This is a genomic window from Vulcanococcus sp. CPBay_Sum15L08_68, assembly GCF_017855895.1.
Taxonomy (GTDB): Bacteria; Cyanobacteriota; Cyanobacteriia; order PCC-6307; family Cyanobiaceae; genus Vulcanococcus.
Map to the genome: position 1 here is coordinate 16,760 of NZ_JAFMFX010000022.1, position 12,940 is coordinate 29,699.

At 56.0% G+C, this 12,940-nt stretch carries 11 protein-coding genes; 9 read left to right on the plus strand and 2 right to left on the minus strand.

All coding sequences use genetic code 11. The features are described from left to right. Window positions 1-89: 89 nt before the first annotated feature. Window positions 90-1,784 carry a GGDEF and EAL domain-containing protein gene (locus QZ189_RS05540; protein WP_296421207.1) on the minus strand — a complete coding sequence of 565 codons (1,695 nt, stop codon included), beginning with the start codon at window positions 1,782-1,784 and terminating at the stop codon, window positions 90-92. 364 nt (window positions 1,785-2,148) lie between these two features. On the opposite strand from QZ189_RS05540, the gene QZ189_RS05545 reads away from it, so the two are divergent. From QZ189_RS05545 to folP, 5 genes are read left to right on the plus strand one after another with little or no spacing between them, the layout of a single operon-like run. Beyond that, the gene (locus QZ189_RS05545) at window positions 2,149-2,991 is read left to right on the plus strand and encodes an ABC transporter substrate-binding protein (protein ID WP_296421209.1); all 843 of its coding nucleotides are present in this window, start codon (window positions 2,149-2,151) and stop codon (window positions 2,989-2,991) included. Between the two features lie 59 nt (window positions 2,992-3,050). Continuing rightward, a complete protein-coding gene (locus QZ189_RS05550) occupies window positions 3,051-4,241 on the plus strand; it encodes a GGDEF domain-containing protein (RefSeq protein ID WP_296421211.1) in 1,191 nt (396 codons plus the stop codon). Between the two features lie 9 nt (window positions 4,242-4,250). Further along, complete coding sequence (locus QZ189_RS05555; protein WP_296421213.1) at window positions 4,251-4,475, plus strand: RNA-binding S4 domain-containing protein; 225 nt, start codon at window positions 4,251-4,253, stop codon at window positions 4,473-4,475. A gap of 45 nt (window positions 4,476-4,520) precedes the next feature. After that, window positions 4,521-5,252, plus strand: coding sequence for a triose-phosphate isomerase (tpiA, locus tag QZ189_RS05560; protein WP_010317608.1), 732 nt, complete (start codon window positions 4,521-4,523; stop codon window positions 5,250-5,252). Continuing rightward, window positions 5,252-6,085, plus strand: coding sequence for a dihydropteroate synthase (gene folP / locus QZ189_RS05565; RefSeq protein ID WP_296416416.1), 834 nt, complete (start codon window positions 5,252-5,254; stop codon window positions 6,083-6,085). The genes tpiA and folP overlap by 1 nt, the downstream gene beginning before the upstream one ends. Here the strand turns inward: folP and QZ189_RS05570 are convergent. After that, window positions 6,082-6,726 carry a hypothetical protein gene (locus QZ189_RS05570; RefSeq protein ID WP_296416417.1) on the minus strand — a complete coding sequence of 215 codons (645 nt, stop codon included), beginning with the start codon at window positions 6,724-6,726 and terminating at the stop codon, window positions 6,082-6,084. The two genes, folP and QZ189_RS05570, sit on opposite strands and share 4 nt — an antisense overlap. 229 nt (window positions 6,727-6,955) lie before the next feature. Between QZ189_RS05570 and QZ189_RS05575 the strand changes: the two genes are divergently transcribed. From QZ189_RS05575 to QZ189_RS05590, 4 genes are all read left to right on the plus strand, one after another. Next, window positions 6,956-8,689 carry an ABC transporter transmembrane domain-containing protein gene (locus tag QZ189_RS05575; RefSeq protein ID WP_247478837.1) on the plus strand — a complete coding sequence of 578 codons (1,734 nt, stop codon included), beginning with the start codon at window positions 6,956-6,958 and terminating at the stop codon, window positions 8,687-8,689. Then, window positions 8,686-10,830 (plus strand): ATP-binding cassette domain-containing protein, encoded by a 2,145-nt coding sequence (locus tag QZ189_RS05580; protein WP_296421215.1) that lies wholly within the window; start codon window positions 8,686-8,688, stop codon window positions 10,828-10,830. Before QZ189_RS05575 ends, QZ189_RS05580 begins: the two co-directional genes overlap by 4 nt. Before the next feature lie 35 nt (window positions 10,831-10,865). Further along, window positions 10,866-12,263, plus strand: a complete 1,398-nt coding sequence (locus QZ189_RS05585) for an HlyD family type I secretion periplasmic adaptor subunit (RefSeq protein WP_247478832.1) — start codon at window positions 10,866-10,868, stop codon at window positions 12,261-12,263. A gap of 191 nt (window positions 12,264-12,454) precedes the next feature. Then, window positions 12,455-12,940 (plus strand): hypothetical protein (locus tag QZ189_RS05590; protein ID WP_296421217.1); only part of this gene is annotated, 486 nt, incomplete at its 3' end.

Consider the following 12,940-nt stretch of genomic DNA (forward strand, 5'->3'; position numbering starts at 1 on the left):
GGCAAGCTATCAGCGCTTTTTAAAACGACTGCCGTTGGAAGAAAGGGTCGCTGGTCGTTGTATCGACGCAAGCTGGTCGAGCTGCTGGCCTACGGCTTTGACTGATTGGTTCTTGATCTGGCTGGCTCCACTCGTTCAGGCTCGTCTGCCATGCACAGTCGCTTCGCATGGCTGAGGGTGTCGTTGAGCTCTCTGGCCATCTCTTCGGCATTCTTCGGCTTTGCCAAAAGAAAGCCCTGAAAGCCATCACATCCCAGTCGCTTGAGTTGCTGGAGTTGTTGGATCGACTCAACTCCTTCGGCTAGGGATTTCAATCCGAGTCCATGGGCGAGTTGGGTTGTGGCCCGAACAATCGAATAATCATTAGGGTCTTGTTCCATATCTCTCACAAAGCTCTTGTCGATCTTGAATCCCTTGAGTGGCAGTCTCTGCAACGATTTCAGATTGGAAAAACCTGTGCCAAAATCATCAACCCAAAGACAAACCCCTAGCTTTTGAAGCCTTTGAAGGCGCATTGCTGCGTCATTGGGATTTTTGAGCAATGCAGTTTCTGTGAGTTCCAGCTCGATGTGACTGGGGGAAAGGCCCTCCAGGTGACAGATTTCGGTTATTAACTCATCGAGCGGCTCAGCATCGGGGTTGAGTTGTTCGGCTGAAACGTTGATTGATAGTTTTGGGATGTTGATGTTGTTGCGCTGCCACTCGGCGAATTGTTGAACCGCATTCTTTAGGGCCCAGCTACCAATGTCTTCGATTAATCCACTCTGCTCGGCGACAGGGATAAATCGTTTACATGGAATAAAGGCTTCCCCGTGACGGTCCCACCGAAGCAGTGCTTCTGCTCCCATGAGGCTGCCTCTCTGATCAAACTGCAGCTGATAGTGAAGTTCGAGTTCATTCCTTTCAATGGCAGTCGAGAGCTTTTGCTCGAGGTCAAGGGCCTCTCGAATCGTCGCGCTGAGGGATTCTGAATACACCTGAACTTTTCCTGGCCCGCGTCTTTGGGCAGCGGCAAGAGCTGTTCTGGCGGATTGAATCGGATCGTCATCGGCTGTTGTGATGCCAGGCCAAGTGCTGATCCCAATGCAGGCACTGAGGTGTATTGATGGCAGCTTTTCTAGGCTCCTCGAAGTTAATCGAAGCCCCTTCTGTAACCGTTTGCCATGCTGGATGGCGTCCTGAGTGCTCTGGATTCCGTCTGTCTGAATGATGACAAAGCTGTCGCTTTCGAGCCTTGCAAGCCAGTCTTCCGGGGTGATCTGATCGCGAAGATGTCTCGCTATCCAGACTAAAAGTCTGTTTCCATTGGCGATTCCAAACGTGTCATTGATCTCTTGGAAGTGATCGATGTCTAGGCAGGTGACTGTGATCCTGGTGTTTTTGCTGACTCCACTGATGACGTCACGGATGAGCTCACTGATGTAGATGTCTGTTGCTGCGCGATTGGGTAGACAGGTCAGTCTGTCTGTTTGGTTTGGATCGAATCTTTCGCCTTTGGTGCTTTGAACTCCTGGGCACTCCTGCAGGGTCCCGATGGAGTAGAGAGGGCGTCCTTTGTTGTCATAGCTTGTAAAGCAGCGATGATCGACGAAGCACTCATCGCCATCCTTCAAGCGAAGTCGATGCCTGATTCGGCCGGCTTGTCCGCTCAATTGCGATTGCTGGAGTTCCGTTCGGACTCGCTCTCGATCTTCTTTGGCGACGACAGCGAGTAACTGGTCCATGGTCTGCCCACCTCCTTCCTCCGAGCGAAGAATCTGACAGAGCTGCGGCGACCAGAGCATCGACCCATCGCCACCATGCTTCTGGAGCCAGGAGCCAAGTTTGAGGTGGTACTCGGCATTCAGTAGCAGCTGAAGAATGGTCTCTGGATCACTGACTGCTTTGGACAGAAGGCACTACGGACCAACTCTTCAGCTCAACCCTAGTCACAGATCTGAGTGAGATCTGCTTCGAGTGAAAGGCTTTTCTCTCAGGCTTGGCCACTAGGTTGAACTTGGCCTCAGGCTGCCCCTTTGGATGTCTCGGAGATCCCTTCCTGGCCTACTGCTGGCTGCCTGCTTTGTCTGGCTCGTCGGATCTTGCGCTTCACGTCGCCCCTCCGTTGATGTCCCTGTCTCGAGTTGGCCTGGTTATGAGTACTTTTATTTGGCTCACGAGTTGGGGTTTGATCGGGTCGAGGGTATTGAGATCTTTCCTCGGCAGTATCCAGACCCTCAATCCATTGTTCATGCTTATCTCAGGGCAGAACTTCCGATAGCACAATTAACCACTATCGAGTTGGTTGAGCTTTGTGCTCGAGTGCCTGAGCGATGCCCGGTTGTCATCTTGGTTCTGGATGAGTCAGTCGAGGCTGATCAGATTATTTCTGTTCCGTCACTCCTCTCAATTCGAGATCTAAAGGGTAAGTCGATTGCCGTTTCGCGCTCCAACTTTGGGCCGTTTGTCCTCGGTCGGGCACTTCAGCTTCATGGTTTATCGCTCAGTGAGATCAAGATGCGCAAGATGGAACTTGGGTTGATGCCAAAAGCCTTGCTCACTGGCTCTGTCGATGCAGCGGTACTGCCCACTCCCTCTAGCAGCGTCACTCTAAGAGGTTCTCCCTTACGTCCACTCTTCAATAGTGCAGTCATTCCGGGGGAGATCCTGACTGTCTTGGTGGTTGAAAAAAACTTTCTTAAACTCAATCAAAACATCGTTGTTAGCCTGTTGAGGTCTTGGTCTGCAGCCCATGCTGAAGCCAGGCTAAGGCCTCAGAGAGCCCTTCCACTACTGGCTGAACGGGAACGCCTGAGCGTCGATGAGTTTCGTGCAGCGGAACAGGGTCTGCGTTATTTCAGCTTGTCTGATCAGGTCGAAATGCTACAGCCTGAGGGACGGGTCGCTCGCAATATTGAAGCGGTGCGTGACTTGCAAGAGAAACTGCAGCTCATTCCGCGAGGCTCGATCATACCGAAGGTGACTTCTACGTATGTAGAAGCGGCACAATGAGTCACCTCCGATCAGTCCAGCGACTGGTTCCCTCAACCAAGGGTCTTCTGCATCAACGGGTGAATCAGGAATTGATCTTCCTGTCCCTGCTTGTGACCGCTTTGGGATCTTGCCTCTTGGTTGGGGTTAGCGGATTTCTGGTTGTGCATGCCGCTATGAGAGAGGCAGAACTCCAGGCACGCTCCATTGAGCACGACCTTGTTCGTAGCGTCACCAGTTATCAACCCGTCGAGGAAGTCCAGCGAGAGCTCCAGCTCAAAGCCGCTTCTAGAGGCTTGCACTCGGCTGTTCTTCTCGGTCCAGGTGGAAGAGTCATTGCCGCGAATGACAACACGATGCTGGGCAGTTCAGTCTTTGGCCTCAGCTGGTGGACAAGGCTTGGACGAATCCCGAGTGATTTGTTGACGTGCCTTCGTCCAGCCGATGCGGCTGCCGCTTGCCATTCTGTTCAACCGGTTAATCAGTTTCTAGGACTCATCCCTGCCTTCGGTGGTGAGCGACTGGTCCACATTGCTCCGACTCCCTTGGCGATTGAGGGGCGGCCTGATCTGGGGACCCGTGGGCTATTGGTGCTCGAGCTTGATCTGTCTCCAGTGACTCAGCGCTGGTCCCGTTGGATTGCGCTCGTTTTTCTTGCAGGTTTTACGCCACTCTTTCTGACGGAAACGGCGCTGGTGTTCTTTTTGCGTCGCCGCCTTTTGCCAGAGTTATTGGGATTGGCTCAAGTCGATTCTTTGTCTGGCGTTTTTAATCGTCGTTCCTTTTTTGAGATGGCTGCCCAGCAGATTGGACAGTTCAACCAGAATCACTGCCTGTGTGTTGTTGCTTTGATTGATATCGATCGTTTTAAATCGATTAACGATACCTATGGTCACCCCGCCGGGGACGAAGTGATCTGTCAGTTATCCACACTCTTTCGTGACGTGATTCCCTCTGGCGATCTGATTGGTCGCCTCGGAGGCGATGAATTTGCTGTTCTGATGCTGGAGTCCGCTCAAGAAGCGGCTGCTGTTCTGGAGTCCTTGCGCCGTCAGGTTGCAGCCCGTTCCTGGCGGCTGAATGACGGGTCTCTGGTCCAGTTCACATTGTCGATCGGCATGGCGGATTCACGTTTGGCACGGGTCTGCAACATCGATGAGCTCTTGGCTGCTGCAGACGTGGGTCTCTATGCGGCTAAAGGCAATGGTGGAAACAATCTGGTTCCGCCAAACGAGGCGGGGACTCAGGGTTGGACAATGCAACTGGCATGAGTTGACAGCGTGACCACACCCCTGGGGACCTCCGAGCCCATTCGCCTGGATCAATTTCTGAAATGGCAAGGCTTGGTCTTCACAGGCGGTGAAGCCAAGCAGCGCATTCAAGGCGGGGAGGTCCGGGTCAATGGCTTCCAGGAGACCCAGCGTGGTCGGAAGCTGAAAGCCGGCGACCGGGTTGAGCTCGCTGGTCAGACAGTTCTCGTACCTCAGCAGCTCGACCTTCGCTGAGGACCCCAGACCTTAGGTTGGATCGCTAGTCGACCTATGAACGCAGTGCGGAAGGCTGTCATCGCGGGCAATTGGAAGATGCATATGACCTGCGCTGAAGCGCAGGCCTTTGCTGAGAGCTTCAAGCCTCTGGTGGCCGGCCTTCCTAGCGATCGTGAGGTGGTTCTGGCGCCTCCTTTTACGGCCATCGCCAGCTTGAGCAGTTCCCTGGCGGGCAGTGGGATACGGATTGCGGCTCAGAACATCCACTGGCAAGAGAAGGGCGCCTTTACGGGGATGGTCTCTGCCGGCATGCTCCTCGAGCATGGAGTGAGTCACGCCATTGTTGGCCACAGTGAGCCACGCAAGTACTACAGCGAGACTGACGAGCAAATCAATCTTCGGGCCCGTAGTGCCCAGAAGCACGGCATCACCCCGATCCTGTGCGTTGGCGAGAGCGATTCGCAGCGGGAGGCAGGGGAAGCAGAGAAGGTGATCCGCCGCCAGGTGCAGCAAGGGGTGGATGGCTTGGATCACAGCCGATTGATCATTGCCTACGAACCGATTTGGGCCATTGGCACGGGCAAAACCTGTGAAGCGGCTGAAGCCAATCGGATCTGCGGTCTGATTCGAGACTGGGTTGGTTATTCCGACGTGGTGGTGCAGTACGGCGGTTCTGTGAATCCAGGAACGATTGACCAGTTGATGGCCCAGAGCGATATCGACGGCGTTCTCGTGGGTGGGGCTTCCCTGGATCCAGAGGGCTTCGCTCGCATTGCGAACTACCAGCCGGTCTGATGGCAAGGCCCTTGGGCCAACCAACCCAGGTGATGGGGGTGATCAATCTCACCCCCGATTCCTTCAGTGACGGTGGTCGCTTTCGCTCTCCAGACCAGGCCTTGCGGCAGGCCAAGACATTGGTCAAAGCAGGTGTGGGGGTTTTGGATCTTGGCGCCCAAAGCACCCGTCCTGGTGCAGAGGATGTCGGCGGTGTAGAGGAGCTCAATCGCCTCCTCCCCAGTCTCCAGGCGATTCGATCAGCCTTCCCGCCGGGATTGGGTCAGCCGCTGATCTCGGTGGATACGTATCGGGCCTGCGTCGCCCAGCGAGCCATTGAAGCTGGAGCGGATTGGATCAACGACATCAGCGGCGGCGTTCGGGATCCCGATTTGTTGGCTGTTGTCGCCGCAGCGGACTGCCCCTATGTGCTGATGCACTCCCGAGGGGACAGCCACTCCATGGATTCGTTGACGGACTACGGCCCTGAGGGTGTGATTGCTGGCGTTCTCAGGGAGCTGCGGCATGCCACCGAGCGCGCTCTTGCTGCGGGTGTTCGCATGGAGCGCTTGATTTGGGATCCAGGCTTGGGGTTTGCCAAAACCACTGAACAGAATCTTGAGCTGCTCAAGGGACTTGAGCAGCTCAAGGCTGATGGCATCCCGCTTCTCGTGGGGCCTTCGCGCAAGCGCTTTATCGGAGCTGTTTTGGATGAGCCCCGCCCTAAGGCTCGACTCTGGGGTACTGCAGCTGTCGTTGCCCGTTGCGTCGCGGCTGGTGTGGATGTGGTCCGTGTTCACGATGGAGCGGCCATTGTCCAGGTGGCACGCATGGCGGATGCGCTTTGGGCCTAACTCGCGAATTCAATCTCGCCGGCTGGTGTGAGTTGAGCCTCACTAAAGAACTTGGCCATCTGCTCTGAAATCACCCCTTGGTTGGCCAGGATCTCTCCAAGTCGCTTGCCATTCATCCGCTGGCTGGCCAGGGCTTGATTGAGTCTGTCCTCGCTGATGAGCTCTAGCTCTTTCAGGCGCTCTCCGAGGCGCTGGTCATTGAAGCCTCGATCGGCATAGAGCGACGGATTAATCAGTAATTCCAGCATCGGCCCAGAGACTTTGAGATTCAGCCTGAGGAATTCACCCAAACGCTGGTTGGCAGCAAATGGTTGGTAATCCAAAAGGAGTTGCTCGAGTTCGTCCAGATCGATCACTCCTGCACTGACCAACTTTTGGCCAAGGGGCTTCGTCTGAAAGAAGTCTTTCTCGGCCTCAGCATCGAGTAGGGCTGCTTCGAGTTCTCCTTCGATCACAGTTGGGCTCTGAAAGGTTTCTTGAATCCAGGGGTCATTCTGGAGAAAGTCCAGTAGATCCCCTGGCTTGACACACAACGAGCCAAAGTGCTGTTCGACTAACTCCTCAACAAAAGCTATCTCGGTCGCCGGACCGATCACCTGAAAGGGTATGGATTGTCCTTGTCCATTGGCGATCAATTCCACTTGATTGCGCTCAGTGGATAGCTGAAAACGAAACACGAGCCGGTCCTCACCGCTTTGCTTGGTTGTCCCGAAGACTAATCAGATTGAATCCTGTCGCCGGCTGATGAAGGGTGCTTGATGCTTGTGTTTCGAAAAGCGACGCGAAACGATTCCCTTTATTAAGAGTTCCCCTGGCGCCTTCAGCGGGCTTGGAGCTGCATATGTTTTTGGCAGGCAATTTTGGGGGCACATGGTTTCGAGCCTTGATGAGGCGGTCCTTTCGCGCAAGAGCTTCCGGCATGTTCTCTCGGCATCGATTCGTCGCTGCAAACAGTCGCTGAATGCTGCACTTGACCTCTTGGAAGAAGCGATGTCCCATCGCTTCTTCCAGTCCTTGCGATACGTGCAGTGGTCGGATTACCAGCTCAAGCCCATCTTGGTGGCTTCAGTGCTGATCAATATTCTCGAGCTTGCTTCCCCGCTCTACATCAATATCGTCTTCACTTCAGTCCTCCCCTCTGGCTCGATGTCGAGCTTGGTGGTCTTGAGCGTGGGTGTTGTGCTGTTGATGATCTTGGGGGGCTGGCTCAAAAGTGTGCGTCTGGTGTTGACCGGTGCTGATGGAGCTCGCGTCGAGCATCAGAAGCGGGTCGAGGCTGTGTCCCATTTCTTGCAGTTGGGACTGCCGGATTTCTTGGCACTATCCCCAGGTCGGCATTTGCAGCGTTTGAACAGCATCAATCTTCTGCGCGATGAGAGTGCTTTGCAGGCGCTGACCACTGCCATTGATTTGCTTTTCTCGCTGTTGTTTGTGGTCGTCTTGTTCTTGATCGCTGGCAGCGTTGGAGTGGTCGCTGTTCTCGCGATCATTGTCTACCTCTTTCGCGCTCTGGCCTTCGCTCGGGACTACGAGCGGCTCTCACGACGTCGGGATCAAACCGAGCTTGAGACCCGCACCTATCAAGACAAGTTGGTCGATGCCATGGATTTGATCAAATCCAATGGTCTTGGTTCGAAGTTTTTGGTGGCTAGTGAGCGCTTTCAAGAAGAGCAGGCCTATGACCGGATGCTGCATAACACCTTCGCTGGGCAGTACCAGGCTTTTGGTTCCTTGATGGGACAGATCACGTTTGCCGCTGGCGTCACTTGGGGTGCGTTGTTGGTCGTGAACGATCGTCTACTCGTCGGTGCCCTTGCGGCTGCTCTGCTGTTGCTTGGCAAGATCCTCGCCCCTTGGCAGCAAGCGATGGGGCTATGGAACAGCTATCGCCGCTTGAGCCTTTCGAGGGATGAATACGACGCACTGATGGCCTTGCCTGTCGAAGGTCCTGGGGGCAGCCGGCAGCTTCCATCTGGGGGTCTGCTCACCATTTCGCGGCACGGCTCTCCATTGGTCGAGGCGAAGAAAGGCTCTGTTGTGTTGCTTCGGGATCAGCGCTTTGGCGTTGATGTACGGCAGTTGTTTCTGGAGTTAATTCAGGTCAGCCCTAACCCTGAGTTGTCCCTGGATGGTGAGCCGATCGCGTCCTATCGACGCGTTGAGCTACGGGATGACATTGCTTACGTCGATCCATCCCGCGCTTTTTTCCAGGGGACGTTGCTGGAGAACATCACCTGTTTTCAGCCCAGTCGCCTGAGGCGAAAAGCCTTGTTCTGGTCCTTCCTGACTGGCTTGGATCACCAGGTTCGTGCCTTGCCCCACGGCTATGGAACAGCCATGGGTGGAACGCTTCCAACGGGCCTCTCGCGTGACGCTCAAGCCCTTGCGCACCTGGTGACGGCTCTGACTCGTAATCCTCACCTCCTGCTTCTTGATCTCAGTGATTGTTCCTACGGGAAGGCTTTTATCGATGGACTCACACGGGCCCTTCACCGCTGTCACGGCCACTTAACCGTGTTGATTGCGGGTCGGGGGTTGGTGCTCTCCGGGCTTGCTGATCAACAACTCGATCTCCAATCCGCCCTGCAGGAGGCCAGGTCATGACTTTGTCCCGCAATGGCTCTGAATCCAGCAGTCCCTCTCAGTTGATTCGCGACCTGACGCTCAGTCCCGAAGCTCCGTTGGCCTTTTGCCTGCGACTGTTGTTGCAGCAGTTGATGTGGATGGGACGGTCAGAGCAGCTGTTTGAGCTGTTTGGTCCTGATCCCCGTCAGATGGACCTGGTGGAAGCCCGGAACCTGCTGTTGCGGTTGGGCTACGGCAGCACCCAGGAGCGTCTTCAGAGCTGGGATCAGTTACAGGGTTACAGCCTACCGGCGCTTTATCTGACACCCGAGCAGCACCCCTATGTGCTGTCACGGGACGGGCAAGGTCTCCTGTTGGCTGCCAATGCTGATGGTCGCGTTGGTCTTGCAGACGTGCCGGTCGGCGGCAGCCTGGTTGTTTTTTACGAAGCGCCTCCCAGCGATCGCGTGGCCTTGGTGCAGCAGGTTCTGTATCGCTTCCGTCACCGCATTTCGCTGCTCTATGGAATCAGCTTTGCGCTTGCTCTATTGGCACTGGTCGTGCCCTTTTACATCCGGGCTGTTTACAACATTGTGATTCCCAGTGAAAACCTCTTCACGGGAGCCTGGCTGTTCCTTGGCGTCTTGTTGTTGTTTGGTCTGGATTGGACCTTGCGTCAATGGAGAAGCAGTCAGTTGGCGCAGCTGGCGGCACGCCTTGATGCCTTATTGGGCGTGAAGCTGATTGAGAAGACGATTGGACTGGACTCCAACCAGACTGAAACCTTAGGGACTCGCAGCTACCGCAATCGGCAACGCAATCTCGATGCGCTATTGGTCTATTTGCAAGGACCCCTTGCCCTGGCCCTGCTGGACTTTCCCTTTGTCCTGCTCTATCTGGCTGCGATTGCACTGATCGCAGGCCCCTTGGTCTTGATCCCCTTGGTCTTGATGGGCATCACCGCCATCTTGGTCCTGGTGATGTCTCGTTATTACGGCGTCGCTGCTGATCTCAGCCTCTCCAGTGAAATCGGAATTGCTCAGGCGCAGCAGGAGTTGGTGAGCCGCTTTTTGGAGGTGAAGCAATCCAGTTTGGAGTGGGTCTGGCTGCAGCGTTTACGTGGTCTCTCGGCTCAGAGCACCAGTAGCGCACTGACGATCAACCGCCAATTGGGGCGCCTGCAGGTGGTTGTCAGTACCGCATCTCAGCTAGCCGGGGTGTTGACTCTGGCCTTTGGCGTTTGGCTTGCTTCGAACAGCGAAGAGGGTGCCGCTGCCATGGGCACTCTGATTGCCGCAATGTTCTTCGTCTGGAGGGTCTTTACACCCTTCCAGCAGTTGATGAACGCGATGTTGCGTTTGAGTTCGATGCGCAAGCAGTTCGCTCAACTGGATCAGTTTTTCAAGCTTCGTCAATCCACCCGGATGGCGGCTGAATCACCGCATCATCGGCTCTATGGCTCGGTCCTCTTGGATTCCGGCACCTGTCGATTGGGTCGTGACAGCAGTTTGGCTTTGACGCGGGTCTCCCTCTCGGTGGAACCCGGCCAAATCCTGGCTCTGACGGGGAAAGCCGGTTGCGGCAAAAGTGCGGTGTTGCGGGTGATTGATCAGCTGTATCCGCTCTCCAATGGCTCATTGCTCTTTGACGGTGTTGACTATCGCCAGTTCAGTCCTGATCTGATTCAAAGCAACATCGCTTTCGTGATGGAGCGCTCAGAGCTGCTGCCTGGGACGGTGCTCTCCAACCTGATGGCGATGAATCCCGACGTGACGCCACCCCACGTGCGCTCGATTTGCGAACGCATCGGGATCTTGGACTATCTGGAATCATTGCCTGACGGGCTCGACACCTCCCTGGATGAGGCATTTGTTTATCAGCTGCCCCATGGGGTATTGCGTTTGCTCTCCCTGGCGCAGGCCCTGATTAAAGACACCCCAATCCTGTTGATCGACGACCTCAGTCAGGGGTTATCTCCGGATCAATTCCAAATCTTCCTCGAGGCCCTGCCCTCTTTCCGGGTGTCGTTCTTTAGCGGCCACCCGCGCAGTGTTGTCATCGCCACCGACAACCGCTTGTTACTTGAGAAGGTCGATCAGCTCTGCATTCTCGACAAAGGGGTGACCACCTTCCAGGGCACTCCCGAGGAGTTACGCCAACGGCTTCAAAACAGGCCCTAGATCCAATCCACCGTTCACCATTTTCTCTTCATGCCATGACTTCCTCCTCTGTCAACGCCAACCCTGAGCCAAGCAAGGATGAGGGCGCATCCTCCCCCCCCTCTGCCGGCTGGTTCGCCAAGCTTCCTGGATTGGATCAATCCGACGTGGCGGCGTTGGTTGGACATCAGCGCTTATCCCAGGCCCTTGATCTCGAGCAAAAGCCGGACAACCGTCACCTGCGCCTGTCCTTGTACTTCCTCGGTGGTGCAGCAGCTTTGTTTGTCCCCTGGGCGGCCCTGACTCCGTTGACTCAGGTCGTTCAGGCTTCCGGTGAGGTCGTGCCAGAGGGAGCGGTGAATGTGGTCCAGCACTTGGAGGGAGGGATTGTCTCCAAGGTGGATGTCCGCGATGGCCAGGAGGTCAAAGAGGGACAGGTGTTGCTGGAGCTCAGCCCCAAGTTGGTGGGCAGCGAATATGACGCAGCTGAGCAGAAGCTCAAGAACCTGTTGCTGCAGCAAAAGCAACTACAGGCGGCGATTCGTGGTGACGCAACCCTCTCAGTTGGCGATCTCCAGGGGATCGAGCAGGGCAACAAGGTCAGTGCTGCCCAGCAACAGCTCTTGACCAGCCGCCTTGCCAATCGAGCTGATCAGCTGGCCGCTGCTCGGGCCACGGTGCAGCAGAAGCAGGCGGAAGTCGAGGGGTTGAACGAGCAGATCAATCTCCAAACCCAGCAGGTTGCGATGTGGGCGTCGCTTCAGGAGTCCGGCGGGGCCTCACGGTTGCAGTTGCTCCATACCAAGACGCAGCTGGCGGAGATGAAGGGGGCGCGGAATGAAGCGCGCAAGGCCTTGAGCCAGGCCCAAGCCAACCTGAAGGGCGTGGAATCCGGCCTGCATTTCGAGAACAACTCACAAATTGCAGAGTTGGTGAGCGAAGAGGCTGTGGTGGCAGAAAACATCAAAAAAGTGCGCAACCAGCTCGAGCGCACCAAGGTCACGGCCCCGGTCAGTGGGGTGATCAGCGACCTGCGCTACAAGGCCCCGGGTGCTGTGGTGGGTCCAGGTGCTGTGGTTCTGCAGGTCGTTCCGACTGGCAGTAAGAAGTTGGTGGAGGTGCGGGTGCCATCCAAAGACATTGGCTTTGTGAAGGTGGGGCAGCGAGTGGACGTGAAGCTCCAGCCGTTTGATTCCACCATTTATGGATCTGTGCCCGGCAAGGTGCTGAGTTTGGCTGGAACCACGGTGCAAGATCCGGATACCCGTGCCTACTACTACCTGGCACGGGTGGAGCTGGACCGGCAGTTTGTGGATCAGCGCCGCAAGACATTTCCGATTCAAGCGGGGATGCCTCTGGTTGCGGATATCCAGGGGCAACGCCGCAGCGTTCTGCGTTATCTCTTCCAGCCGTTCACTCGGACGATGGATTCAGCACTACGGGAGAGTCGCTAAAGACCTCTCTTCTGCTTGTCTCGCTCGATCATCTTCCTTCAGATCCCGCCCTACATGCGGGATCTGGCAGTCCTCTTTTCATCTCCTTTAGATTCGCCTTGATTCTTAACCACCGGCGCTACTTCTTTCCCTTCCGGCGGCAACCGACGTCAATACCTTGGCAATAGATGTGCGCTTCGGCGTAGGGATCGATGCCAGCAGAAGAAGGACTCGGTTTTGCTCTCAATCCCGGTGGCGACGCGCAGGCGGCAGAAACCGATCGGGACATGGCGGGCAACGTCCAGGACCGGAAGGTGCCCGATCCACACGGTGAGTTTGTTCTGCCAGGCGGGGCCGAGGCGTTTCAGAACATTCCCTACGAAGGGATTCCGGAAACGGTGGACCAGCCGCCACCGCCAGAGGTTGTGGCCAAGCCCACGATCCCTGGTCCGCAGTATGCACCGCAGGGCAGCAGTGGGGGCATCCCGTTGTTCCTCACGACCACCACTGAGGAGTCCCAACCGGCATTAGTCCCGCAGCAGCCGCCTGGTCAGCCACCGACGGGGGTTGCAGCGACACCGTTTCAGCCTTTAGCTGCTGCAGCCGACGCGGTTGAGGCGGCTCCATCATCCGATCCTCCACTCGATCCTCCAGTTGATCCCAATCCGCCGACCATCGATGCTTCTGACTTGGGTGAA

What these genes read in the sequence shown, in the direction of transcription:
- folP (WP_296416416.1), top strand. Translation starts at nt 5,252, where the DNA reads ATGGCAAGGCCCTTGGGCCAACCAACCCAGGTGATGGGGGTGATCAAT.
- QZ189_RS05540 (WP_296421207.1), bottom strand. Translation starts at nt 1,784, where the DNA reads ATGCTCTGGTCGCCGCAGCTCTGTCAGATTCTTCGCTCGGAGGAAGGA.
- QZ189_RS05575 (WP_247478837.1), top strand. Translation starts at nt 6,956, where the DNA reads ATGGTTTCGAGCCTTGATGAGGCGGTCCTTTCGCGCAAGAGCTTCCGG.
- QZ189_RS05580 (WP_296421215.1), top strand. Translation starts at nt 8,686, where the DNA reads ATGACTTTGTCCCGCAATGGCTCTGAATCCAGCAGTCCCTCTCAGTTG.
- QZ189_RS05585 (WP_247478832.1), top strand. Translation starts at nt 10,866, where the DNA reads ATGACTTCCTCCTCTGTCAACGCCAACCCTGAGCCAAGCAAGGATGAG.